This window comes from Bacillus sp. ISL-18, from assembly GCF_018613415.1.
GTDB lineage: Bacteria > Bacillota > Bacilli > Bacillales > Cytobacillaceae > Neobacillus.
On sequence record NZ_JAGGQG010000024.1, the window covers coordinates 96242 to 120985 of the forward strand.

Annotated in this window: 26 protein-coding genes; 7 read left to right on the forward strand and 19 right to left on the reverse strand. The window is 33.7% G+C overall.

The annotated features are described in order from the left end of the window. Positions 1 to 11: 11 nt before the first annotated feature. Complete coding sequence (locus J7E81_RS25895; protein ID WP_215046922.1) at positions 12 to 1016, reverse strand: substrate-binding domain-containing protein; 1005 nt, start codon at positions 1014 to 1016, stop codon at positions 12 to 14. 285 nt (positions 1017 to 1301) lie between these two features. On the opposite strand from J7E81_RS25895, the gene J7E81_RS25900 reads away from it, so the two are divergent. Continuing rightward, a complete protein-coding gene (locus tag J7E81_RS25900) occupies positions 1302 to 1808 on the forward strand; it encodes a hypothetical protein (protein ID WP_215046924.1) in 507 nt (168 codons plus the stop codon). Positions 1809 to 1972: 164 nt separating this feature from the next. Here the strand turns inward: J7E81_RS25900 and J7E81_RS25905 are convergent, their stop codons facing one another. Both J7E81_RS25905 and J7E81_RS31015 read right to left on the reverse strand, forming a co-directional pair. Further along, a complete protein-coding gene (locus J7E81_RS25905) occupies positions 1973 to 2482 on the reverse strand; it encodes a DUF6241 domain-containing protein (RefSeq protein WP_215046926.1) in 510 nt (169 codons plus the stop codon). Between the two features lie 68 nt (positions 2483 to 2550). Next, the gene (locus tag J7E81_RS31015; protein ID WP_285292055.1) at positions 2551 to 2679 is read right to left on the reverse strand and encodes a hypothetical protein; all 129 of its coding nucleotides are present in this window, start codon (positions 2677 to 2679) and stop codon (positions 2551 to 2553) included. Between the two features lie 87 nt (positions 2680 to 2766). Between J7E81_RS31015 and J7E81_RS25910 the strand changes: the two genes are divergently transcribed. From J7E81_RS25910 to J7E81_RS25925, 4 genes are all read left to right on the forward strand, one after another. Then, positions 2767 to 2952: a hypothetical protein gene (locus tag J7E81_RS25910; protein ID WP_215046928.1), complete on the forward strand. Its 186-nt coding sequence runs from the start codon at positions 2767 to 2769 to the stop codon at positions 2950 to 2952. 477 nt (positions 2953 to 3429) lie between these two features. Then, positions 3430 to 3999: a competence protein ComK gene (locus tag J7E81_RS25915; RefSeq protein ID WP_215046930.1), complete on the forward strand. Its 570-nt coding sequence runs from the start codon at positions 3430 to 3432 to the stop codon at positions 3997 to 3999. Positions 4000 to 4169: 170 nt separating this feature from the next. Beyond that, positions 4170 to 4397 carry a helix-turn-helix domain-containing protein gene (locus tag J7E81_RS25920; RefSeq protein WP_215046932.1) on the forward strand — a complete coding sequence of 76 codons (228 nt, stop codon included), beginning with the start codon at positions 4170 to 4172 and terminating at the stop codon, positions 4395 to 4397. 153 nt (positions 4398 to 4550) lie between these two features. After that, positions 4551 to 4814 carry a helix-turn-helix domain-containing protein gene (locus tag J7E81_RS25925; RefSeq protein ID WP_215046934.1) on the forward strand — a complete coding sequence of 88 codons (264 nt, stop codon included), beginning with the start codon at positions 4551 to 4553 and terminating at the stop codon, positions 4812 to 4814. 259 nt (positions 4815 to 5073) lie between these two features. On the opposite strand, the gene J7E81_RS25930 is transcribed toward J7E81_RS25925, so the two are convergent. Both J7E81_RS25930 and J7E81_RS25935 read right to left on the reverse strand, forming a co-directional pair. Next, positions 5074 to 6153, reverse strand: a complete 1080-nt coding sequence (locus tag J7E81_RS25930) for an acyltransferase family protein (RefSeq protein WP_215046936.1) — start codon at positions 6151 to 6153, stop codon at positions 5074 to 5076. A gap of 438 nt (positions 6154 to 6591) precedes the next feature. After that, entirely contained in the window at positions 6592 to 7005 is a 414-nt protein-coding gene (locus J7E81_RS25935; protein ID WP_215046938.1) for an acyltransferase, read from the reverse strand. Between the two features lie 633 nt (positions 7006 to 7638). Between J7E81_RS25935 and J7E81_RS25940 the strand changes: the two genes are divergently transcribed. Both J7E81_RS25940 and J7E81_RS25945 read left to right on the forward strand, forming a co-directional pair. Then, entirely contained in the window at positions 7639 to 8622 is a 984-nt protein-coding gene (locus J7E81_RS25940) for an LCP family protein (protein ID WP_251028888.1), read from the forward strand. 144 nt (positions 8623 to 8766) lie between these two features. Beyond that, entirely contained in the window at positions 8767 to 10026 is a 1260-nt protein-coding gene (locus J7E81_RS25945) for a right-handed parallel beta-helix repeat-containing protein (RefSeq protein WP_215046941.1), read from the forward strand. A 62-nt stretch (positions 10027 to 10088) separates the two neighbouring features. On the opposite strand, the gene rfbB is transcribed toward J7E81_RS25945, so the two are convergent. The 14 genes from rfbB to J7E81_RS26015 form a co-directional block, all read right to left on the reverse strand. Beyond that, complete coding sequence (gene rfbB / locus J7E81_RS25950; protein ID WP_215046943.1) at positions 10089 to 11111, reverse strand: dTDP-glucose 4,6-dehydratase; 1023 nt, start codon at positions 11109 to 11111, stop codon at positions 10089 to 10091. 83 nt (positions 11112 to 11194) lie between these two features. Then, entirely contained in the window at positions 11195 to 12073 is an 879-nt protein-coding gene (gene rfbA / locus J7E81_RS25955) for a glucose-1-phosphate thymidylyltransferase RfbA (RefSeq protein WP_215046945.1), read from the reverse strand. 26 nt (positions 12074 to 12099) lie between these two features. Then, positions 12100 to 13596, reverse strand: a complete 1497-nt coding sequence (gene murJ / locus J7E81_RS25960) for a murein biosynthesis integral membrane protein MurJ (protein WP_215046947.1) — start codon at positions 13594 to 13596, stop codon at positions 12100 to 12102. 9 nt (positions 13597 to 13605) lie between these two features. Then, on the reverse strand, positions 13606 to 14658 hold the full coding sequence (locus J7E81_RS25965) for a polysaccharide pyruvyl transferase family protein (protein WP_215046949.1): 1053 nt from the start codon (positions 14656 to 14658) through the stop codon (positions 13606 to 13608). 42 nt (positions 14659 to 14700) lie between these two features. Then, a complete protein-coding gene (locus J7E81_RS25970) occupies positions 14701 to 15597 on the reverse strand; it encodes a glycosyltransferase family 2 protein (protein WP_308162284.1) in 897 nt (298 codons plus the stop codon). A gap of 64 nt (positions 15598 to 15661) precedes the next feature. Then, positions 15662 to 16936 (reverse strand): hypothetical protein, encoded by a 1275-nt coding sequence (locus tag J7E81_RS25975; protein WP_251028889.1) that lies wholly within the window; start codon positions 16934 to 16936, stop codon positions 15662 to 15664. Positions 16937 to 16938: 2 nt separating this feature from the next. After that, positions 16939 to 17754 carry a glycosyltransferase family 2 protein gene (locus J7E81_RS25980; protein ID WP_215046953.1) on the reverse strand — a complete coding sequence of 272 codons (816 nt, stop codon included), beginning with the start codon at positions 17752 to 17754 and terminating at the stop codon, positions 16939 to 16941. A gap of 28 nt (positions 17755 to 17782) precedes the next feature. Then, the gene (locus tag J7E81_RS25985) at positions 17783 to 19069 is read right to left on the reverse strand and encodes a glycosyltransferase (RefSeq protein ID WP_215046954.1); all 1287 of its coding nucleotides are present in this window, start codon (positions 19067 to 19069) and stop codon (positions 17783 to 17785) included. A 41-nt stretch (positions 19070 to 19110) separates the two neighbouring features. After that, positions 19111 to 20265, reverse strand: coding sequence for a beta 1-4 rhamnosyltransferase Cps2T (cps2T, locus tag J7E81_RS25990; RefSeq protein WP_215046956.1), 1155 nt, complete (start codon positions 20263 to 20265; stop codon positions 19111 to 19113). A gap of 90 nt (positions 20266 to 20355) precedes the next feature. Beyond that, positions 20356 to 21033 (reverse strand): sugar transferase, encoded by a 678-nt coding sequence (locus J7E81_RS25995; protein WP_215046958.1) that lies wholly within the window; start codon positions 21031 to 21033, stop codon positions 20356 to 20358. A gap of 17 nt (positions 21034 to 21050) precedes the next feature. Next, on the reverse strand, positions 21051 to 21944 hold the full coding sequence (gene galU, locus J7E81_RS26000) for a UTP--glucose-1-phosphate uridylyltransferase GalU (protein ID WP_215046960.1): 894 nt from the start codon (positions 21942 to 21944) through the stop codon (positions 21051 to 21053). A 324-nt stretch (positions 21945 to 22268) separates the two neighbouring features. Beyond that, positions 22269 to 23030: a tyrosine-protein phosphatase gene (locus J7E81_RS26005; RefSeq protein WP_215046962.1), complete on the reverse strand. Its 762-nt coding sequence runs from the start codon at positions 23028 to 23030 to the stop codon at positions 22269 to 22271. 100 nt (positions 23031 to 23130) lie between these two features. Then, entirely contained in the window at positions 23131 to 23832 is a 702-nt protein-coding gene (locus tag J7E81_RS26010) for a CpsD/CapB family tyrosine-protein kinase (protein ID WP_215046963.1), read from the reverse strand. Beyond that, positions 23822 to 24571 (reverse strand): YveK family protein, encoded by a 750-nt coding sequence (locus J7E81_RS26015; protein ID WP_215046965.1) that lies wholly within the window; start codon positions 24569 to 24571, stop codon positions 23822 to 23824. The genes J7E81_RS26010 and J7E81_RS26015 overlap by 11 nt, the downstream gene beginning before the upstream one ends. Positions 24572 to 24744: the final 173 nt, after the last annotated feature.

Genomic DNA, 24744 nt, shown 5'->3' on the forward strand with positions numbered 1-24744 from the left:
TCCAAAACTGCCTATTTTGCATAATAGTTTTCTACATTTTTTTTGGACACCACCGTTATACCTGTATCCATTTTCGGAAGAATTTCGTTCGTATACGGATCATCGGGAAGTTTAATCAGGTCATGCCGAACATGAAACAAATATTGAAGAGACCAATAACCCATGTTCCAAGTTCCCTGTGCAAGAGTAGCCGATATCGTTCCGTCCTTTATCATGTCTAGCATTTGTTTATCTGTATCAAAACCAATAATTTTTACTTGGCCAACTTTTTTTAAGAGAATGGCAGCTTCTCCTACCCCAACGCCGCCATTTGCCTCCGTTACAAAAATACCTTTTAAATCTGGATACTGTTTTAAAATATCAATTGCAACATTCTTAGAAACAATTTGATTCCCTCTTCCATCTTTAACAGCTACGATTTTAATATCAGGATATTGCTTTTCAAGCGTCTCTTTAAAGCCCGTCAATCGGTCAATTTGATTTTGCTGATTGGATAACGTGATGACTGCTACCTTTCCGGTACGATCAATCATATCCGCCATTTCATGGGCTACTGTAACACCTGCATTATAATTATTGGTCCCTATATAGGAATAAGCATTACTCTTGGGAGCATCAGAATCAAATAGTACAACAGGAATTCCTGCATCTATGGCTTTATAGATGGTTACATCTAGTGCATCCGGATGGATGGCCGAAATCGCAATTCCTGATGGTTTTCTGGCAATGACCTGCTCAAGAACCGTGATTTGCTCTTTTACATCATATTGGGCTGCACCACGATATTCCACGGAGACATTTAGTGCCTGTGATGCATCCTCAAATCCTTTTAAAATATTTTTCCAATAATCGGCTCCTGCCTGAAATGTAACCATTACATATTTCTCACCAACTTCTCCGTGCAGACCTTTTGATTTTCCATCAAGACTTGCAGCAGCTTCACGGGATTGAAATTCTATTAAATATATTAGAAAGGCAATGATTAATAAAGCATATACAGTCAAAAGCTTTTTCATTTGAAACCCCTTTCGATATTTAAGATATAAATCTATTATAAAAAAACCATTAGAATATATCCAGATTCTGCATACTTGTTCCGGATACCGGTTCCTCTACTGTAGTATCAGGTTGACCGCTCGTTCCAGCTACCATGGCGTTTCCAGTTGGCCGGTAGTAAAAACAAAATATAATGATTTTGGTTTTAAAAAGTATTTTCCGGGTATTCCAAATATCGACAACGTTTTAATTTAATCCTATTACAATTAAACTATAGGAAAAAGTGATACGAGGGGGAAAATTGTATGAAGTTACAAAGATTAATGAAGCTATTCTATCCTGTATTAATGATTTTTACATTGTTATTCCTGCCCTCACAGAGTTCACAAACATATGCAAAAGCGAACATTATAAAACCCCCGAAGGTGGAAAAAACAACCACCTACATAACTTCATTAAAACAGATTGATGGGAAATGGTTAGGGAAATTTGATTATATCCAATGGTATTTCGGCAAGTCTGCTGATAGAGAATTTCTAAAGGATTGCAAATGCCAGAAAGAAATGGATGGTGCCCCAGACGGGTACTGGATACGAAACGTTAATCCTAAGATACGCACCTTTACCATTTCAAATCATGCCCAGTATATCTTACAGACACGTAGTTTATACGAAATCAAATGGAATGAAAAGGTAACCAGAAGTCAGTTTATTGCGTTCTTGAATCAGCGGGATAAGCACCATCAGATTCCTTTTCATCTAGAGATAACAAATGGAGTTGTAACAAAAATTACAGAACAATATATACCTTAATATAATAAGCCCATTATTTCTAATACAGAGATAATGGGCTTAGATTCGCAACCATATTTTCCCATATAAAACACCCCAAACGTCAGATTTTACTCTAACTTTTGGAGTGCAGTACATAGGGACCTTATTCTTTTACATTTCACAAAGAATTTTCCACCCGCATCTTAACGAAAGTTCTGTTTAATGAATTCTTGTTCTTCCTCGGGTGTAAACAACCGTGTCGCAACTCCGATGGTCCCACCTTGAAGGGAAAGAAACTCGTTGTGTGCTTCCACCGCGTTTTCAAAATTCCCTTTGTCCCACTCGTTCAAGATTCCTAAATAAACGTCTTTGTTGGCATAATCCGTTTCATCTAATGTTTTTAGCAATTCGTCAATTCTTTCAGGTGTCATTTCGGTTGCTCCGTCCTTTTCATCTGCAACAACCTTTTGGTGCGTCATACGGTGAACAATCCATTGGAATTCTCTTTCTGAAGGTATGTAAGTACCTTCAGTAATTTTCTTTTCAAGCTCGGCATCGTTTTCGATTTCCTTATTAAGCGAAGTCTCGGCATCAGCTACTGTTTTTTCGCTCCCATTGCTAGTCGCTTGATATATTAGGAAACCGACAATAATGACCCCCAACACCGCAACAGTCGAAAGACCTATCAAAAGCCCTTTTAGAAATTTCTCCATTTACCCAACCGCCCTTTTTATACCTAATTACTGTAATTCTTATATTACGGATTTCAAAACAAATAGTTTCAAAAATATGGGTAGGCCCCTATTTTTTCCCCAACTAGATAAACCATTTTTTTAGCAATGATCCATCCTTGTGCACCGAGGTAACTACCAGGAAGCCCATTGCCGTAAGTCCGCATGGTCTTATTCATATGAGCATTCCCATTGTTACAAAACTGACATAATTGTAATCTCGACGACATATAATTTATCAATCACCTAGGAAGGAGGAACAACCTATGGATAATCGTATATTCTTGTTTCTTGCTACCATTTTATCTGGTTTTGCACTTATAAGAGTTCCTTTAGCTGGTTCATTTCTTGAAGGTGTTTCACCTGTAACAAATATCCTTGGCATTCTAACCGTTATTGTCTTCTCACTTGTCTTAATTTATAAAGGTATAAAAGGCTTGTTCCAAAAGTAAAGAGGATTCAGATGGGGAGCACTCTATATGGGTGCTTTTCTTATTTATTGCTCTATATAACCACACAATATACAAACAATTAGTTTTAGTGGTCCAATCGCTCCTAATCTGCCAAACCGAATGAAGTCTTAAGATAGGCAGAACTGCTCCATAAAAAAGAAGCATGAGAACCGTCCCCATGCTCCCCAGATTTTTGTCCACAAAAATGTCAAACTTTGACGAATTTTGTATACTTTAGTACATGGTTAAAAGGTCCTGATTACATTTAAATAATATTAGAGGAAATAACTCCCATGTTTACAATCCTATTTCCAAACAATTGAATTGCTGAATACACCTATTATAACCAGGGGAAGAACCTGCAGCAAAAGAGGTGAAGGACACGTATCAATCTAGTAAACCTCAACTAAGTTGCTTACAAAAAAGTTCGCGCCAATCTATATTAAGTATTTCAAAAAACAAATAGGGAGATGTTTTATGATTATTGATCAGTTTTATTTATTGTATGAAGACATCATTTTAATGACAGGTGAATATAACCACCATGGGTTGTTTTGCGCGAGAATCATGATCGGCGGACAAACATTATTAGTAAACAGGTCACCAATACAGGTAATAGATGACACATTAAAATACATAGGATTCGATTTAAAAGGAGCCATCAAAGGTTCCAAATACTTACTGGGAAATAGCTATATGTGCCCCATCATGGTCAATTCCTATAAGGGCATTTGTCTATTTCCTTATAAGTCCTCAAGAAAGGAAGATTGTGTGTGGTTTAACCCTGATCATATTGTCAAAACCAAGTCCCGTGGCTGTAAAACAGAAGTTGAGCTTAGCAACGGTGTTTCGATTATTATCGATTTAAAGAGGAACTTTTTTATAAACAAGATCGAGGCCGCCCAAAAATTGAAAAAGATATCCAGCGAAAGGGGAAACCATCCACATCCCCTCTCATACTTCAAAGCATCAGAAGAACAGAAACAAATTACCTGGCTAAAAGAAGGCAAATATAACTTTTCCTCTTTAGTTGAATTTAACGGTTAACTGCCTTATATACAGCAAAAATGTATGCGCAATCATAAAATCATTAAAAAAAATGAAACAATAGTTTTCAGGAAACTTCGACCCAAAACTAAGAGCACGGGCTAGATAATTGAAATTAGAAATAAACAATAAAAGGACAAAATACACTAATGATACTTAAGGAGATTAAAATGAAAAATAATCGTAGGGCTCTTTTCGGAGTTCCATTGAGGAAATTAAGAAATGATATGAATCTAACACAATGGGGACTCGCCGACCGCTGCTCTATTGACCCTTCTTACATCAGTTTGCTAGAGAACAATATAAAAAGTCCAAAGTTAAGCACTGTCTTCATTATTGCTGATGGTCTTGGTATAAAGGCTTCTGAGCTAGTAAAGGCAATCGAGGAATACATGTAAGTGAACATTTTTTTATTTAAAAATAGCAACTTATATATTTAGAAAGATAAACAAGTTCTTCCCGCATTTTTCCTTAAGCCAACTTTCGGGTAGTTAACTACGTTTGAATTCCTCTCCCCAAATTATGTAATTGGGGTAAAAGGGGATTTTCCCATGAAAGAACATGAGATATCGTCCATTGGAGAATTAATAGTACAGAAAAGGCGTGCTATAATAATGTCTCAGGATGAACTGGCATTTAATTGTAGGAAAACGAGGAAAGCAATCAGTAATATTGAAACAGGGAAAAGTTTGCCAAGTCTACCGGTCTTCGAAAAAATTGCACAAGCCCTAGGAATGGATGGATCTGAGCTTTATAAAGAAATAGAAGACCTGGGTTTAATTGATGATTTATTTCGAGATGAAAAAGACGAATAACAAATTGGGTTCAGCCCCTCACAACAACAAAGTAGTGAGGGACTGAACCCATTACCCTTATATGGGCTTATTACAGTTAATTTCGCTTTATTTTCCAATACTTCTCCTAAAAGGTTGGCCTACCTTCTCTTAGTTTTACTTTTTTCAGTCTTTTAACATTTTCTTATTTTCTATTTCCCTTTTTACCTCCTCTTCAGCCGTTTATGGCATTATAAAAATGTAGGTTATGGCATTCAATTTGTGTAGTGCCTGGGCTAGACTAGGCTATTTCCTTTTTATTTATACCGTGAATTATTGTTCTTTTCTTCAATTTCATAGCGTTCTTTTCAATTAAATGCCATGATAAAATCGAGATAATCAAAGTAATAGGTAAAGAAATAATAAAGTTTTCAACTGGCGATAGTTGGTTATTAAAATAGTGAGTTACGGTTTGTTGAATTGGAAATGCAAAAATATAAAGTCCGTATGAAAAATCACCATATTTAGTGAAATTACTGAATTGTAGATTGGTCTGAAAAGAAAGGAAGAATAAAAGGTAGGTTCCTAATACAGGGAACACGTAGTCGAAGAATCCTAAATAGGTTCCTACTATAACACCAATAAGAGATGTGATTGCTAATCTACTATCGAGCTTTATTTCCTTTCGAAACAAATAGAATAGGGCTCCAGCATTAAAGTAGACAAATAGGCTGACGTACTTATATAAATATTCTAAATACCAGATTCCGTGGGTAAACTCTTTTAAGGATGTAGCTACCAAGCATAATGCAAACGATCCTAAAATGAGTTTTTTGTTTAACAACTTTAAAATACCCAAAAATGCCACTACAAAGTAAAAGAAAAATTCAAACCAAAGCGTCCACAAAGAACCATTAACGCTAATTGGAAAAATATTAAACTTGAATACTCCAGGTAAATCATACTGTACACCAATCAAAGAAATGTTTAAGAACAAATATTTCCATGTATTCATATCTGAAAAATAACCTGTTATTGGTAATGTAGTCAAGAGTGGACCTAACACGAACACCGTTAAAAGTAACATCACAATCAAAGCAGGAAAGATTCTTAGTACCCTAGCTTTTGAAAATCCCCAAAAACCACTAGAATTTTCGAAACTTTGAGTAATGAGAAACCCACTTATGATAAAGAATATAATAACTGCCAAATGTCCAAAACCGGTTTGATTATTAGACAGCCGCATCAGCGGTTCTGATTCATCAAACCCTAAAGTTAAAGGAAATGAATGTGAAAAGATAACTGAAATAGCAGCTATAAATCTAATAATGTCAAAATTGTTTTTTCGTAAATCAAAACTGCTTAGGCTTCTGCCATTCATTTAATTAACCACCTATTCTTATATTAATGCACTAGGGTATTTTACCATATCATTACCAATAGGTGAGGAGAAATTATTGGAAATTTAATACGAGGGATGTTATGAACGTTTTCTTTTGGCATTTAACGAACTCCTCTTCATAGCAGCTATTTATTATGCGCAATGGGTTGGGCAATTCTCACTTAGCCATATGAGGCATAACCCATATAGCCGTCAAATTTAGAAAGAGAGGCCTCCTAATTTAAAGAAATGAAATCAATAGTAATACCTTCCTGTATTGTTTGAAGCAGGATAGAAAAATGAAAAACCAATCACAATAATCTAGGAAACTTTAAAATTAGATTAACTAGAAAAATGTTAATTCATCTGCATATCGTGATTTAAAGGGTTTTAATTAACTGTTTTACATCAATCTGTTGATTTTTCTCCAATAGCATATCAATTATATAGGCGATTTCTATCCCATGTTACATTTTCTTTCACTTGTTTAGCTGGGGTACCAACAATTACACAGTTACTCCCATATTTTTTTGTTAAGATAGATCTACTACCCACAATACTGTTATCCACTATTTCTGTTCCTTTTAATATTTGTACTTCGTGACCAATCCAAACATGATTTCCAATTACAACATCTTTAGAAAAATTTATCCTCTTATTTGAAGTTAGATCGATTATAGAGTGTGAATCGCTATTCAGTATATCAATACCGAAAGAAAACATACAATCCTCACCAATGCTTATTTTACCATTCGGTTCAACCACTGAAATTCCAGCTTCCATAATAGTTGTTCCATCTCCTATTTCAAGGGTACAGTTATTATCTGCGTACCAAATTACTCCTCTTTTCATATAGCAATTATTTCCGATGTATAGTCTATGATTATCCCCATTAATATTAATTTTTAAATTTGATAGTCTCGTACCTTTCTCTATTTCAATTATATTTCTATTTCCATTTATACTTATTACAACATTTGATAAAAAAGCGCCCGAATACGATAATTTGTTTGAATGACCCTTTATTTTTTTACTATTCTTTTCAAAATATAATAAAACCGAGAAATAAGCTTTTGAAATTCTTGATTTTCCGCTTGCTTCTGTTTAATTACTTCTCTCATTGTCCCCAATAATAACACCCTTTTTTTTTAAAAATTAAATAATGTAAAAACATTAGAAATTCCCTGTTTGATTAATATTGCTAAATGATTGTATCATTAATTGTCATATTTGTTAATTCCCTGTCAAATTAAAATGCTCTTTTTCTATTAAACACTTTTATAAAAACAAACAACTATTCAGGGGTGATAGTCTTTGAACTCTTCCTAATTTCTATAAATAACTATTATTATTATAATTACCACAAATATTGCATATTTCCAAATTAATTATATTGAACCGAATCTCCAAAGATAGTAATATTAGTCAGTAATAATAAAACAAGCTATCAACATATTATTTATTTCATATATTATGGAGGAAAGTATGAAGAAAAATGGAAGAAAAAAGTGGAAAATCCTTGGCTTTAGTATCTTAGGGATCTTTGTGTTAGGGATAGCCGCATTTGGATATGAATTCTACCAATTACAGCCAGAGAATCATTTTTCAACTGTTCCTGTAGTGGGAGCAAAAAGTACATCTAGTTCCACTACTAAAGATGAAAATGTTGAAGTAAAAACACCTATATTTAATGTACTTTTAATAGGTTCAGATCAAAGAAAAGGCGATAAATTAGGCCATACGGATTCTATGGTCCTCATTCATGTAGACTTAAATAAAAATCAGTATCATGCCGTAAGTATTCCACGTGATACTCGTGTCCATTTAGATGGTTATGGTTATACCAAATTAACGAGTGTCCAATATATAAAGCAGGCTACAATCGGTTCTCAAAAAGGGATAGAAGCTGCTGTAGCTGCCGTAAGTGAGTTTATGGGTGTTCCGATAAATTACTACGTTGAAACCAACTATTGGGGCTTTCAATCAATGGTCGATGCTATAGGCGGAATTAAGATGGATGTACCGTTTGATGTGAAATTAACCCATCCATGGTATTCAGAGAATAAGAATAAGTTAATCAGTGCAGGTACTTATTCATTTGATGGAAAAATGGTAACAGAAGTTGTTCATGAACGTTATTCACTTAAGAATGGTGAATATGGCCGTCAACAATTACAAGAAGAGGCATTAAAGGGAATTGCCAAAAAGGCTCTAAAACCTAGCAATATTACCAAATTACCGGCTCTTGTTAAAACCATTCCTGACTTTATTGTAGCAACCAATATGTCCACATCCGATATGTTGAGCCTTGGTCTATCTGCAAAGGACTTTGATCCTGATAAGCAGTTAGTTTATCGGCAGATCCGTGGCGAAGGAAAGAAACTTTACGATGATATTTTAAAAGCAAACAACTACCAAATTGTGATTAGTCAACAGCAGGTTAAGGATATCGCAGTTAACTTTCAGTAAAAAATTTTACTACCATGGGTAATCACATTATTGATTGCCTATGGTAGTTTTTTGTTTTAGCAATAAAAAGAGGATGAATGGATCTTCTTTGTTAATATATTTTTTAGTAAACTATTATAAGCAATTATTCTGGGAGGATTAATCTTGAAAAGAAGAAACTTTTTATTACAGTTTTTTATCGGAGTATTGGCCTTCTTGTTTGGGTATAAAATCAAACAAGACGATGAAAATATTTCGTTGTACCCTAAGCAGAAAAACACATTGTTTGGATATTATCCTGAGGATTATCGGAAAGATAATGAAAAGGACTACACAAATGCCTTTTCCCATATCATTTCTGAAATACAAAAAGTAGGGCATGGTTCCATTATTTTATCCCATAACAAGGTATATAAAGGGGATTTAATTATTACAACAAGTAATGTAAATATAAATGGCAAAGGAATATTAAAAGGGACCATAAAAATTGAAGGGGAAAAGAAACTATCTGAAACCGACAGATACAGCGGGACGAACAACATAACTATCAATGAAATTACTATTGATGGTGAAGGGAAACGACACGGCATTACCATCCAATATGTTTATGGTATTACTATTGATGGAGTATTTTTTAAAGATTGTATAAGATCCATTACAGTCAACTCTATAGATTACCGTCAACATGTTTCCAGATTAGACATCATCAATAATCATTTTATAGACTGCCAATACGCTTACTTTGTCCACAGAGGAACGTCTAAACTTTACATTTGCGGAGATGTTAAGTTTTCTAATAATACAGATGAAAGTACACCCAATGCCTTAATAAAAAGAATTGCTACAATTGTTGCAGACGGACAAGATGGCATTATTATAAATGGAAATGTCATGTTTGGAGGATCTGGAACTAATAAAAATATCTATATTAATAATGCAAATTGGATAACCATAGGAAATAACAATCTCTTTGCTCCTAACGAAAATTGCATTCATATCAGGAATTCAAAAAACATTTCCATTTCTAGCGGCAACAACTGTGCCTGGGCTAAGAAGGATGCAATACTTCTAGAAGAATGCAGTGCCTTTACAGTATCTAGTAATACTATTTCCTGGTACCAAAGTACCGGTTTGAATGTGCAAGGTTTCACAGGTAGTGGGATTGTAGTGAAAGACAATCAACTTTCCTATGGAAACATTAGCTCTAATACAATCCTTTTTCCTTATAGGAATGGGATAAGGCTAGAAAAGGCAGGGCGAACGACGGTAGGTATGAATACCATTCAAAATTTTGAAAGCAAAGATGAAGCCATATTTGCAGACGGTGACCTAAACCATATCCTTGGAAATTCATGTATTGGATTTGTTAAGAAAAACAGTGTCTTAGGGAGCAATTCCATAGATAATCAATCATATGTTCATTGATTAGTCAGCTGATAATAGAAAAAAACAACCCGTATCCTGTAGATACGGGTTAAACCTATAACCTATTCTAATGTATATTGCTTCTTAAAGTAATTCTGATATTCTCCACTAATGATTTGCTCCCACCACCACTTATTATCCATATACCATTGAACAGTTTGGGCAATCCCTGTTTCAAATGTAAAAGTTGGTTTCCATCCTAGCTTTTCTAGTTTTGTCGGGTCGATAGCATAACGCTTATCATGACCTAAACGATCTGCAACAAATTCAATGAGGTCTTCTGACTTTCCTAATGTATTAATAATGGTTTTAACTACTTCTAAATTAGTCCGTTCATTATGACCGCCAACATTATAAACTTCGCCATTTACACCTTCATGTAAGACAAGGTCAATCGCTGCACAATGATCTAGAACATGAAGCCAATCTCGAATATTTTTTCCATCGCCATAAACGGGTACCTTTTCATGATTTAATACGCGAGAAATGGTTAACGGAATTAACTTTTCCGGAAAATGAAACGGTCCATAATTATTAGAGCAGCGTGTGATGTTGATAGGTAGGCCAAATGTTTCATGATAGGCTCTAACTAGCAAGTCAGATGATGCCTTGCTTGCACTATAAGGACTATTTGGCTGTAATGGCGTATTCTCTGTAAAGAAAGTTGTCGGATCGAAATCTAACTCCCCATAGACTTCATCTGTAGAAACATGAACAAATTTAGTCACCCCAATTTGCTTCGCAGCATCGAGTAATACTTGCGTTCCTAAAACATTCGTATTTACGAAGATCTCAGGATCAGTAATCGAGCGATCCACATGACTTTCTGCAGCAAAATGAGCGACATAATCAAACTTTTCTTTTTCAAAAAGTGCCATGATGGCTTCACGGTCAGCGATGTCTGCCTTTACAAAATGATAGTTATCCTTGTTTTCGATTTCACGATGCTTGGTTAAATCCCCCGCATAGGTTAATAAATCTAAATTATAAATATCATAATCAGGATACTTTTTTACCATAAATTGAACAAAGTTCCCGCCAATGAAACCTGCTCCGCCTGTTACTAGAATCTTTTTTCTGTTCATTATTTCACCTCATGTTGTAATGCCCTAAGTATTTTGATAAGAAATCATGCCAAATTTATAAAAAGGGAGAGCCCTAGGCATTATTAATATTTTATACCACCATTTGCTACCTTTAACAGATACTGACCATATCCTGTCTTAGAAAACTTTTCTCCTGATTCTAGAAGTTGTTCTTTTCCAATCCAGCCATTAATATAAGCTATTTCTTCAAGAGCAGCGATTTTGATTCCTTGATGTTCTTCAATAGTTTTAACAAAATTCGTTGCCTCTACTAAACTTTGATGTGTACCAGTATCTAGCCATGTAAAGCCACGTCCAAGAAGCTCTACCTCCAGTTCACCCATCTTCAGATAAGCTTCATTAACTGAAGTAATTTCTAATTCCCCACGAGGAGATGGTTTCACATTTTTTGCAATTTCCACAATTCGATTGTCATAGAAGTATAAACCAGTTATCGCGTAATTAGACTTTGGAAACTCTGGCTTTTCTTCAACACTTAACACTTTTCCTGTCTCATCAAATTCGACCACACCAAATCTCTCTGGATCTTGAACATGATAGCCGAAAACAGTAGCCCCAATTTCTTTTTGAGCCGCTCTCTGGAGAATTTTCCGCATACCTGAACCATAATAGATATTATCTCCTAAAATCATAGCAACGGAGTCCTCACCAATAAACTCCTCACCAATAATAAAAGCCTGTGCCAGCCCTTCCGGACTCTCCTGTACTTTATACTGAAGCGATATACCAAATTGTGAACCATCGCCTAGTAATGCTTCAAACCGTGGTGTATCCTCTGGAGTTGAAATGATCAGTATTTCACGAATCCCTGCAAGCATTAATGTGGATAATGGATAAAAGATCATAGGTTTATCATAAATCGGTAATAATTGCTTACTTGTTACCATTGTTAGTGGATAGAGTCGGGTTCCACTTCCCCCTGCTAGAATGATTCCTTTCATATGTGTTCCTCCTGACAGTAGATTAATTACTTACGGATATTTTGTAAACTATTCAAGACAAAATCTTTTTTGGTTATAACAAGTAACAAAATATAGATAATGCCTCCAATTAAAATGAGTAAAAATAACTCCACATATGGTACCAAGTGCCCCAGATTGGGCTTTATAAATAATAATACTAAGCACATTATTAGACCAATAATTGTAAAAGTGAAATTGTTTTTTAATAGATTATTATACTGGTCCACTACTCCAATTTTTTTCCTTAATTTGTTATATGACATGACCAATGAAATAACGGATGCTAACACTGGTCCAACAGCGATAGAGTATACTTTTAATATAGGAATTAATGCTAAAATCAAAACAATATTAATCGCCACTACATAAATGGAATTTCTTGAAGGCGTTTTTGTATCATTGATACAATAAAAGCTCCTATATACAAAATCCCGTGCGGTATTTATTGGGAAGGATATAAAAATGATTGAACTTATCAAATACACCTGATGGGTATTATGGGCTGTAAAGTTTCCCCGTTGGAAAATAATTTCAATAATTAAATCACCAACAGCAATAAAGCCAAATACAATTGGAATAATCATCATGTTAGTTAAATTAATGTAATTGACTAAAGAATCTTTTGCCGATTCAATGCTCTCTTCAAACTTTCTAGCGAGATTTGGATAAAGCATGGTTATGATATTTAAGACAATCAAACCATGAAAGATATTAACAATTTGGTTCCCGTACCCAAAAATAGAAACATACCCTTTACCAAAATAACTAGCAATAAAGTTTGAAAATACCAGCGATACTTGAAATGCAGCAGAACTTAATATGATTGGTGCCGTATTTCTTAGTAACATTTTGTAAATTGGATTTTGTGTTTTAAAATTTATAGTAATGTTTGTTCTCAACCCTCGTTGCTTCACAACCATGACAAGAAATTCAAACATAAAGGAAATCCCCAAAACAATGGTTACCCCATAGATATTTGGATGTGAACTAAATAAAAAATAGCTTATGCTTACTACAGAAGCCAAAAGTCCTGCTAACTTGGGGGTGAAGAAATCTGAATTTGTTTGTAAATAAGCTGTTGAGATGCCAGAAATAACTTTAAAAATTTGTGAGACAGCTAATATAACCGTGAGAAGAAAGATTAATGATTGCTCATTACTCTTATAATTTAAAGAAAACAATTTAACCAATGGACTTCCAAAAATCACAAACAATCCCACGAATCCAATACTTAAAAAGGTCAGGACAGTAACGTAGGTATTAATTCCTTCTCTTTCTTCCAATGAGTATTTTTGGTTAGACAGCGAAGGAATTAATACGGTGGTAATCGCCGCCGATACGATTCCAGTAATACTTACAGTTAATACATTGGCCAAATTATAAGCATCCATCTCAACACTGACACCAAAATGGTTGGCCATAAACATACTTCTTGCCATCATCAGGACTTGTGTAATTAATGTTAATAAAGCCACTCCTGAGAAATATCTAATGAATTTCATTCATACCACTCAATTTCTATTTATAGTATCTAATACGGCAAAATGCTGTGTAGCTTTACAGGACAATTCAGAAATGAGGCTCTTTTCATAAGTTAACTCATAATTGAGGAGTGAGTTTTCTACTTCATCAAGGCTTTTACCGTTTGAAATGGAATCTAGTTCAAAATGTCGAATATTTATGCCTAGAAATTTCATAGTATTTAAGGTCTTATCACTATAAATAATTGGGCAAATTCTCTGATTCATTAAAAGGGACAGAATAAATGAATGAAATCTGCATGTTACCATGGAATAGCATTCATCATATTTCTCAAGAAAACCTTTTATATCTCCATCGTAACTTACAATATCAATATTTTTTATATTGTCCACTTTTTCAATAACCTTATTTATAACTGTAAGATCACTGATTTCTTGTGTATCCTGGAAAGCAAAAAGCCGTACACTCTTATTTTTTGCATGAAGTCTTTTTATTAGGTCAACATTAAAATGAATATATCCTTCTATATTGTTGTTTTTAGGCCAATCAATAATAGATATTCCAATTAGATTACTATTTCTTTCAGGTCTATTTTCTAAGGTTTTCCCCAAAACAATATCTGGATGAACACTTATTTCAATTCCTTTATTATCAAGTGATTCAAAAGAATATTGATCTCTTACAGTCAAGTGTGAAAGCTTCTTGAATGTACTAACATATTTTTCCTTATATTCATTGGTTTTAATAGGTCCGAAATTACATCCCAAAACGAATGTATCTTTCCTGAAGAATTTAAAAATCTTTATCGTTGTATCAAAAGTTTTCCATTGTTTTTTCCAATTTTCAGGTTCTTGGAACATAGAACCGCCAATGAACAGATACGCATCATATTTAAAAATATTTAATAATACCTCTTTACGACTTTTAAAGTTAACCCGTTTATGGTTGATAAATGCCTTTGCAGCTGATTGGTCATTGATTAAAAAGTCAAAATCAGAATTCTCGTACCTATTTACTAAGATATCTAGAAATAAATCATCACCTAAGTTATTATCAAAATATGCATCCACAGCTATTCTCATTTAGATTTATTACTCCTCTTATTGCGCAAAATTTAAATTTGTTTAATATAATTGTTCCCTTTTAAAAAATCTATTCTTAACGTTTAATAGGTGTTTCATTATTTTAATTAGACCTAAGTTGTTTATGAGTGCGTCTACACTCCTAAGTACTGGCATTATTTCATATGGTGATATATCCTTCTGCTTTATTGAATTATCATCATACTTTGCTAAAATAACTAAATATTGCTTTAAGAATTTTAAATCCCTTAAGATTGAACGATCTTTCGTATATTTCTTTATGACCAACAATATATATAATTCACCCATTAACATGTCATAATGGTTTGCCATGGTATTATTTTCGTGAATATATACATTTGAACCATAGTAGTCTGTTTGGAAAAATACCATTGCATTGTATAAAGTTTTCACCCAGAAATACCAATCTTCGCAATGAGATAATCCATCTGGAAAGTTAGCGGCTAACTCACTCTTAAAGACAACCGAATGAATAGGGAAAATATTTTTTCTTAATAGTACCTTTTTGATATTCTTTAGTGGTTTTACTTTTGATACTGATACTAACTTATTTTCTTTCCAATAGTTTGTGCCGCACTGGACTGCATCAACTTCTGGATTACTTTCTAGGATGGCAACTGCTCTTTCTACCATATCTTTCTCTAGAGTATCATCTGAGTCTAAAAATTGAATATATCTGCCAGTTGCCCTTTCAATGCCTCTATTTCTTGCCATGGAACGACCGCTATTTTCAAAGTAATAATATTTAATTCTTGAATCATTAAACAAATTTACAATCTCTCTAGTTTGATCCTTCGAACCATCATCAATCACAACGATTTCTATATTATTGTAGGTCTGCTCCAAGCATGATGTTAAGGAGCGACTGATTGTCTTCATTGAGTTATAAGCTGGAATTATTATAGAAACTTTGTTCACCCTTCTATTCCCCCTTAAACAGACTGACATGAACAAAGTTATATCTCATGTCCAAATATAAGTCCTAATTTTGATCTAACTCTTTTAATTCTTCACCTTTTTGCCAGATAGTTAAGAAGAACACAAGTAATGCTACCATGATCATCGTGTAGTGATCTCTAAAAGGCTGCGTAATTAATGAGATAAACCCATAGATGATATAAAACAAGAAATAGAGTAAAAACGTACTTTTTTCAAATATATTTTTAACTGCTCTCACTGTAAGAACAGTATAGATATTAATAATCGACAGATAATACCATACTCCACCTTGAATGACTATTAAGGATAAACTATTAATTCCTAAGTTTTTATGGATTGTTTGGTGATTAAAATCTAAATTATTAATTCCCATTCCTAATCCCATCGCGTCAAAGTATCTGAAGGCAAGGTAATTTAAATAGGCTCGTTCATTTTCTGGTGATGGAGTCCCATTTACAAAAAAGTCAGAAGCTAACTGAAGTAACTTATCAACTTGTTCCCGTATAACGTCACTAGACAAATAGGCAATCAAGCTAAGAAACAGACCAATTATGAGGATAATAATAAAGTTGAAAACTGCCTTAAATGAAAACTTATTTGAAAAGTTTACATAAAATATAAATAAACCAAGGAATAGAATGACTGTTGGAATAAACGATTTGTTCTCATTAAAGTAAGATAATATAAGCATGGTCGGAATTTGGACCCAAAATAAGATCAACCAGACTTTTTGTTTTTCCATTAAATAATAAAAGAGATTACCTAATAATAAAGCACACCAAAAAATATTCAAAATACCCGTTCCAAAAGGACCAATAAATCCAGTCATATGGTCAAATGCATACATTCCCCACGACAAGAAACGTCCCATCATAAAAGTCCCAGTGATAAACTGTAAAATGATAATCGGCACGTTTATCCAGAAATAAATATTTAGAAATATTAATATCTTCCTACCCAGCTTAAATAAAACGTCATATTCATATCTATTAGACATATAAGACGTGTATAATAGTAATGTTGCAGGTGTGAAAATCATTAAGATATTATTTATAAAAACCTTTCCAAATCCGTAAAAATATATATTTAAAAAAGCTATAACAACGAGTAAACCTACGGAAATAAACATCCAAAAGTGGTGTCCTAAACTTCCTTTAGCCTCATTTTTGGTTGATTGAAAGAAGATATAAATCAGTAAAAAAAGGTCAAAAATATACCAAGGTTCGTATAATACCTTAATATCTCTTAGAAAAAAAACTAAGATTAATATCAAGAAAAGAATTACTTTGTCTGTTTTATTAATTGTAAGAGCATCCAATCCTATCGCTCTCCTATTTCCCTCTGAATTTTATTGCAAATGTTTTTAACATCCTTATTAAAGTAAAGAAATAACTTTACATTAAAAGGATGCCACCAGTGTTTTTTACGAAGAATCTTTTTATTGTTTTTAATATAGGCTGCTTTATCACTTTTAAATGAAGTACTACCGTAATGATAAATAAATGTATTATCTGCCAAGATATTTTGGTATCCCTTTTTAATTACCCTGCATGAAAAGTCTTCTTCTTCTCCATATCCTTTACCAAAATTCTCTTCATCAAAATATCCGACTTTATTTAATACACTTCTTTTTATAAACAAAGCATGACCTACTGCAGTAGGAATCACAGGATACTCGTCTTCAGAAACACGTTCAACCAAGTTTGAAAACTCGTTAATAGAATATCCAGCTGGTAATACATTATCTTGGTTAAAGAATGGTACAGACGCAATGGTACCATTATTGGTAAGAGCCGTAACAGTTCCCACTTTTTCACTTGAGTAGGCCGCCTTATATAACTTATCTATCCAATAATTTGTCACAACAGTATCTGAATTTAATAAAATAACATCGTTTTGTGAGTATTTCATACCTTTGTTTACTGTTTTGACAAATCCTAAATTTTCTTCATTCGTCAATAAGATTACATTATTCTGAGAAAAACTTTTCAATAATTGACTGATTTTGTCATTGGGAGACCTATCATTAATTAAAATTATTCGATTCTCTAAATTATTTTTGCATTCCAATACTGACTCAATACACTCTTTTGTTTCTTCATAACCATCATAAATCGGTATAATAATATCAATCATTGCAGGCTCCAATCCTTATTAATCAAATTCAACTATAAATTTTATTATTAATATTATTTACATGTTCATTAATGAGATCTAATTTAAAGGTTTGATTAATCGATTTATTTCTTTGCTGTAATGTATTTTTATCTAGCTTCCTAAATAAATTATTTAATTCCAATGGCGATGAAGCTTTAAAAATCACCCCGAAGCTCTCTTGAACTAAATCCTTACTTCCTACATTATCTGAAATAATCACTGGTGTCCCATTGCTTAATGCCTCTAAGACTACAAAACCAAAAGTTTCCTTCCAAAGACTTGGTATTACAAGTACATCAATAGACGAGAAAATAGAACTTAATTCGCTAGAATCATATCTCCCGTGCAGAAATACATTTGAAGGTACCTCTACCTGGGTTTCATCACCATATAGATGTAATTCAAACTGATCATTCGGTAGGTCTTTAAAAGCCTCTAATAAAAAGAAGAAACCTTTATAATCCTTAAATGGACCCAAGTATCCAAGCCGAATCTTTGATGCCTCCGATTTATCAACCTTACCTTTGTTTATACCTCTATGAGTGATACCTACTACCTCGCCCTTAATTGAAGGCATATATTCTTTAAAGAGCTTCTCGGTTAAACTGCTGTTAAAATGGAAATAGTCAACCATCCTAAACATTTCAAAGTAATATTCTCTTAAATGTACATATTCTTCAGCAGACTCCTCGCTAATATCCGCACTGGATCCTTCACTACTATTCACACCAACATTGTTCTTTTTTAGTAAAAACTTTTTTGCCTTCTTTAAAATGGGATAAAAAGGGGTTTGACTTAGTAATAATGCTTTTGTCCCTAAAGCATTCCTAGAACACTCAGCACACCCTTTGCCATTTTCAAAATCCGTGCAATTAATTTTTTTATTATCCTTATATAGGTTAATGGTTGGACAAATTCCATAATAGTCATGTGTGGTATAAACAATTTTAATCCCAAGATTTTTTGCTGTAATTAGAAATTCTTTATGAATTCCCATAAGTGTATGAATATGAATTGTCTCTGGCATAATCTTCTTTAGAAAGTCTGTATATACTTCTGGTGATACAGAAACCATAAAATCTTTTGGCTCTTTCACACCTCTAAATATTGGAAGAGGTAATGAATTAATTAATTCATAATGCTCGATGTTACCCTTTGGATTTTTGTTCCGAATTATCCTTGTATTCTTATTAAATAAGTCAACATTACCAGGGTATAAATGATAAACATTATGGGATTTAGCTTGTTCTTCCATAAGATCCACTGCATAGCGAGTAAGTCCACCACTTCTCATCGGTGGAAGTCCAAGGGTGTAATGTAAGATTTTCATGTTACTCACAGCTCCAAGAATAGCTTTTCATATTTGGTAATAATTAAATCCCATGAATAATTTTCTTCTATTCTTTCTTTCGCCAATTTTTCTTTAGAGCGCAATTCTACTTCTGACAAGCCTTCTGCCTCTTTCATAATTTCAACAAGGGAATTATTTTTTTTACTAAAATATAAGGCAGCATTTCTTGCCACCTCTATATTAAATTGAACATCTAGAAGAATATTTAAAGAGGTTGTTGCTAATGCCTCAAGTAATGATGGATTTGTCCCACCAACCTCATGACCATGGAAATAGGCAAATGCATTTTTCCTGACCTGGTATAATAAGTCCTCATCATAAATAGTTCCAACAAACTTAACTCTTGGATCAGAGTCAAACCCTGTAGTAGCTTTCAAATCATTAAAGAATTTGTTTTGTTCTATATTTGTGACGATTACTAGTGACTTATTCGTTTTAGATTTTATAAATTCTTTAATCATTAATTCATAGTTGTTTTCTGGAACGAATCGGCCAACAATTAAATAATAACCATTATCTAGTTTCCATTTATCCTTCCACTCATTGAATTTGTCCTTATTAATTTGAGCAGGAGCATTTACCGTTGCACCGTAAGCAATAAATGTAGTTTTTGGATTATACATTTTATAATCCTCTTTAATATAATCTTCAATTGCAATGGAATCACATATTACGAGATCTGCATTTTTTATCATTAATTTTTCAGATATTTTCCAGTACTTTCTGATAGGGGCACTCCATTTAGCACGTTTCCATTCATGTCCATCAGGATTCACTAATACAGGTATATTCAGCTTTTTAAACTTTCGTTTATAAAAGGAAATAAATGGCCCTATTCTACATGCTAATATATATACTAATGCATTTTTTACGTTGTTTTGCTTTATATATTTATAAATTTTATCAAGAGCCATTATATCGTAATAGACAGCTTTAGCAGGACCTATTTCCGGAATTTTAACATTAAAACATCTTGCACCATTATGTTCAAATTCATCTTCAATTTCCGATGATAAGCAAGCCACATGGTATTTAATTTCGTCAGACTTTTGATACTCTGTTAACTTTTCTACAAAAGTTTCAAATCCTCCATATTGAGAAGGAATCCCCTTACTTCCAATAATAAAAATGTTTTTCATCGCTGCCGAACCACTCTTTCTTATTAAGGCTATTTTCCTATTACAATAGACTTTGAACAACACCCTATATCCAGGTGGTTTATTCAATCATCAATAAGCACTATTAGGAAAGAATATAATTTTAACCGTCTTCATAATAATTTTAATATCAAACCATATTGTTCTGTGATTAATATACCTCAAATCTAACTCAACCATTTCCTCAAAACCGATCTCATTTCTCCCGCTTACCTGCCAAAGCCCGGTACAACCAGGGGTTACCATTAAACGCTGTTTATCATAATCTGAATATATTGCGACCTCCCGAGGTAGAGGCGGTCTTGGACCTACTAAACTCATGTCCCCTCTTAAAACATTAATCAGCTGTGGCAGTTCATCAATACTCGTTTTCCTGATAAACTTTCCAATCTTTGTTATCCGTGGGTCGTCCTTCATTTTAAACATCGCACCAGATACTTCATTATGTTTGAGAAGTTCTGCTAATTTTTCCTCCGCATTGGAAACCATTGAACGAAATTTATACATTTCAAATTCTTTCCCATTCAACCCTACACGCTTTTGTGAGAAAAATATTTTCCCCTTTGGATCTTCTATCTTTATTAAGATGGCGATAGCTATAAATAGAAGGCTCAAAAATAGAATTCCCAAAGAAGATCCGATAATATCTATAAGTCTCTTGGTAACAAAATACGCTTTACCGTTATTAACCCGAACTACTCTATTTTCTCTCTCTAAATAAACTTCATTATGATTTGCTAACTCAGACACCAAGCCCTACCCTCTCTCTATAAAATTAATTTTTCTTCTTTTAAGGAAGATACTAGATTATTTAGGTAATCAACCATATCTTTATGAAGGTCTTCGTGCTGAAGCGCAAACTCTATAGTTGTTTTGACAAAACCAAATTTTTCACCAACGTCATAGCGATCCCCTTCAAAATCATAGGCAAACACTCTTTGAATTTGATTTAGCTTTTGAATCGCATCTGTCAATTGTATTTCTCCGCCCGCCCCTTTTTCTTGTTGATCCAAGAACATAAATATTTCCGGAGTTAAAATATAACGACCCATAATCGCTAGATTAGATGGAGCAGTACCTTGCTTTGGTTTCTCTACGAAATGATTAACTTGATATAATCTTCCATCTTGTGATAAAGGATCAATAATGCCATAGCGATTTGTTTCTGATTCAGGAACTGGCTGAACACCAATTACCGATGAAAGTGTTTCTTCATATTGATTAATTAATTGACGCAAACAAGGTGTATCTGCTTGAACAATATCATCGCCTAACAGAACAGCAAAGGGTTCATTTCCAATAAAGTTTCGGGCGCACCAAACCGCATGTCCAAGTCCTTTTGGTTCTTTCTGACGGATGTAATGGATATCTGCTAGATTCGTTGAAAATTGGACCTTTTCTAAAAGATCAAACTTTTCCTTTTCATTTAAGTTTTGCTCCAGCTCCAACGCCATATCGAAGTGATCCTCAATAGCACGCTTCCCTTTACCGGTAACAATGATAATATCCTCAATGCCAGAGGCCACTGCTTCTTCTACAATGTATTGAATAGTTGGTTTATCAACGATTGGGAGCATTTCCTTTGGCATTGCCTTTGTTGCGGGTAAAAACCGAGTTCCTAACCCAGCTGCCGGGATAATGGCTTTTCTTACTTTTTTCAATTTAATTCCCCCTGTAGTTATTTCTTCTATCTACTAAACTCTTTCCTAATGCCGTATGTGGACAAAAAAATAAATACCTAATGGAATTGCAAGTGCTTTCAGACGTGCCTTTTCATTAGATATTTATGAAATTCTTATTTAAAACGGGCATCTAACCCAGCCTCACACCATGCTCTCGACAACTGGCATCTTTGGTTAGGGAGAGATCCCCTTCCTTAAGCATGGTCGAGTGCCCCCATTGATAACGGACAGGGAGCCTCGCCGAAATAGGTGTTTAACCTAAATTTGATAGTAATCTATGTTTATTTAAAAAGGCATATTATCTTAAAATATTAAAAATTTCTTTTTCTTTTTTATAGGCATAGGGATTTCTTTCATAACACTTTTTCCATTGATAAGAAGATCCGCATTCTCTTTAAATAGATATACATAATCCGGTCCATATTCTTCCTCAATGAAGTCGAAAGCTTCTAGCATTTTAAAGGAACGATTTATCACATTGTGGGCATCGGAAGCAATAAAGTGAGTTAAGTTCGCTTCTATGATTTGCATAGAAAAGTTCTTGATCTTTTTTCCAAAATAACCGCATAGACTCGATGCTGTCACTTGGGTTAAAGCGCCCTTTTCAACCAAATTATATAGCAGCTCAGGCCGCTCTATGAGCTCTGAATTTCTTTCAGGATGGACAATAATTGGCGTTAATCCTTTTACTTGAATATCGAATAAAAGTTTTTCCGTATATCTTGGAACATGATTAGAAGGAAATTCAATAAAGATATATTGGCTATTATTTAACGTCTGAATCTCATCCTTTTCAAAATCCTCTAGGATTTCACCATAAATTCGGGGCTCTTGGCCAGGAAGAATCGTAACATTAACTCCTGCATCCTTTAGTGCCTGGTTTAACTCAATCACTTTGGTTACAATTAGATCTTTACGATTATCATAGAGGCTATTTAAATGAGGGGTGGCGATAATGGTATGAATCCCTTCTTTTTCTGCTTCTCTAGCCATCATTATACTGTCTGAAAAGTCCTTTGCTCCGTCGTCAATTCCCGGCAATATATGACAATGAATATCTACCATAACACACACCCTTCCAATTTTTTGACAATAAAAACAACATTTTTAATCGTAACACTATACCTGCATCGAGTAAAGAGGTGAATATTGTCGAATTTTGTTACTATACTCCGTAGTAGTAGTAGGTATTTGAGTCCTTCATTTCTTTATTGTTTAACACAACACCTAACAATTTACTTTGCGCTGCATCTAGCAGTTCTTTCGCTTTCACTAATTGATCTTTCTCCGTCTTCCCACTGGAGACTACTAAAATAGTTCCCTCACATTTATTAGCTAAAATCTGAGCATCTGTTACTGCCAGTAATGGTGGTGTATCAAATAGAACAACATCAAAGACTTCTAGTACATCCTGATAAAATTGCTCCATCGCCTTTGAGCTTAGCAATTCCGCTGGATTTGGCGGTATAGGGCCACTTGATAGCACAAAAAGGTTTTTTTCATCTGTTTCAAAAACTGCCTTTTCTATCGTCATTTGCTTTGTTAATACACTAGTTAAACCAAACGTGTTGGTCTGCTTAAAAGTATAATGAACGGTTGGTTTTCTCATATCAGCATCAACAATTAATACTTTTTTTCCTTGTTGTGCAAACACCACAGCTAGATTTGCGGTAGTAGTGGATTTCCCCTCACCAGGTCCTGTTGATGTAACCATTAAAGTTCTGACTTCATTATCTATTGAAGAAAATTGAATATTTGTTCTGATAGTTCGGTACTGTTCCGAAATGGGTGATTTAGGTTCATACATGGTAATTAGATTTCTTTTATTGTTCATTATAGGTTTTCTATTATTTTTTTTAAGAGCCAATAGTCTCACCTCTTAATCTACTATTTCCTTCCGAACTTCTTTTCTTACTATTATTTATAGTTGAATTATCCATCTTCGTAATTGCACCTAGTACTGTTACACCGAGGAGTTTTTCAATTTCTTGCTCGTCTTTAACAGTATTATCAAAGTACTCAAGTAGGAATGATAATCCTACCCCAACCATAAGACCAAATACCATCGCGATTATAATATTTATTAATGGTCTAGGCTTAATTGGTGATAGTTCTTCAGTCACAGTTGCTTTTGCTAGTATACTAACATTATCAACATTCATTATTTTTACAATTTCATTCTTAAATACGTCAGCAGTTTTATTGGCAATCTTAGCGGAAGTTGCGGCATTTTCGTCCTGCACAGCAAGATTTACTACTTGAGAGTCTTTTTCGTTCTGAACTGTAATTTTTTGATTTAACTCTGAAACAGTCATATTTAAATTCAAGTCTTTTATTACTTTTTCAAGGATTGCGGGACTCTTAATAATGACGTTATAGGTATTGATTAATTGTAGATTTGTTTGTACCTCATTATATTGGTACGTGGTTTTATCATTTTTCGCTTGATTGACAAGCAATTGAGTAGATGTTTGATAAATAGGTGTTAAGAAAAAGTAACTAATTAGCCCACTGATTATTATGGCAGCGAATGTGATGCTTAATATTAAACTAAGTCGTTTTCTAAAAATACTCAACAACTCTTTTAAACCCAAGGTTTCTTTCATGTTGTCCTCCCTTTATTTTCCGAAAATAAACCAAAAACAATTATAGCATATTTTGGGCTATTGTTGACGAAATTTGTAAATTTCCCTGTATTTATAATTTCTTTGTTTTTTTTCTTTAATACTTTTATTATTTTACACCGAATTGTAATTTTTTGTAGATTAAAATCGAAATT

What these genes read in the sequence shown, in the direction of transcription:
- J7E81_RS25895 (WP_215046922.1), bottom strand. Translation starts at nt 1,016, where the DNA reads ATGAAAAAGCTTTTGACTGTATATGCTTTATTAATCATTGCCTTTCTA.
- J7E81_RS25900 (WP_215046924.1), top strand. Translation starts at nt 1,302, where the DNA reads ATGAAGTTACAAAGATTAATGAAGCTATTCTATCCTGTATTAATGATT.
- J7E81_RS25905 (WP_215046926.1), bottom strand. Translation starts at nt 2,482, where the DNA reads ATGGAGAAATTTCTAAAAGGGCTTTTGATAGGTCTTTCGACTGTTGCG.
- J7E81_RS31015 (WP_285292055.1), bottom strand. Translation starts at nt 2,679, where the DNA reads ATGAATAAGACCATGCGGACTTACGGCAATGGGCTTCCTGGTAGTTAC.
- J7E81_RS25910 (WP_215046928.1), top strand. Translation starts at nt 2,767, where the DNA reads ATGGATAATCGTATATTCTTGTTTCTTGCTACCATTTTATCTGGTTTT.
- J7E81_RS25915 (WP_215046930.1), top strand. Translation starts at nt 3,430, where the DNA reads ATGATTATTGATCAGTTTTATTTATTGTATGAAGACATCATTTTAATG.
- J7E81_RS25920 (WP_215046932.1), top strand. Translation starts at nt 4,170, where the DNA reads ATGAAAAATAATCGTAGGGCTCTTTTCGGAGTTCCATTGAGGAAATTA.
- J7E81_RS25925 (WP_215046934.1), top strand. Translation starts at nt 4,551, where the DNA reads ATGAAAGAACATGAGATATCGTCCATTGGAGAATTAATAGTACAGAAA.
- J7E81_RS25930 (WP_215046936.1), bottom strand. Translation starts at nt 6,153, where the DNA reads ATGAATGGCAGAAGCCTAAGCAGTTTTGATTTACGAAAAAACAATTTT.
- J7E81_RS25935 (WP_215046938.1), bottom strand. Translation starts at nt 7,005, where the DNA reads ATGAAAAGAGGAGTAATTTGGTACGCAGATAATAACTGTACCCTTGAA.
- J7E81_RS25940 (WP_251028888.1), top strand. Translation starts at nt 7,639, where the DNA reads ATGAAGAAAAATGGAAGAAAAAAGTGGAAAATCCTTGGCTTTAGTATC.
- rfbB (WP_215046943.1), bottom strand. Translation starts at nt 11,111, where the DNA reads ATGAACAGAAAAAAGATTCTAGTAACAGGCGGAGCAGGTTTCATTGGC.
- rfbA (WP_215046945.1), bottom strand. Translation starts at nt 12,073, where the DNA reads ATGAAAGGAATCATTCTAGCAGGGGGAAGTGGAACCCGACTCTATCCA.
- murJ (WP_215046947.1), bottom strand. Translation starts at nt 13,596, where the DNA reads ATGAAATTCATTAGATATTTCTCAGGAGTGGCTTTATTAACATTAATT.
- J7E81_RS25965 (WP_215046949.1), bottom strand. Translation starts at nt 14,658, where the DNA reads ATGAGAATAGCTGTGGATGCATATTTTGATAATAACTTAGGTGATGAT.
- J7E81_RS25980 (WP_215046953.1), bottom strand. Translation starts at nt 17,754, where the DNA reads ATGATTGATATTATTATACCGATTTATGATGGTTATGAAGAAACAAAA.
- J7E81_RS25985 (WP_215046954.1), bottom strand. Translation starts at nt 19,069, where the DNA reads ATGAGAAGTGGTGGACTTACTCGCTATGCAGTGGATCTTATGGAAGAA.
- cps2T (WP_215046956.1), bottom strand. Translation starts at nt 20,265, where the DNA reads ATGAAAAACATTTTTATTATTGGAAGTAAGGGGATTCCTTCTCAATAT.
- J7E81_RS26005 (WP_215046962.1), bottom strand. Translation starts at nt 23,030, where the DNA reads ATGGTAGATATTCATTGTCATATATTGCCGGGAATTGACGACGGAGCA.
- J7E81_RS26015 (WP_215046965.1), bottom strand. Translation starts at nt 24,571, where the DNA reads ATGAAAGAAACCTTGGGTTTAAAAGAGTTGTTGAGTATTTTTAGAAAA.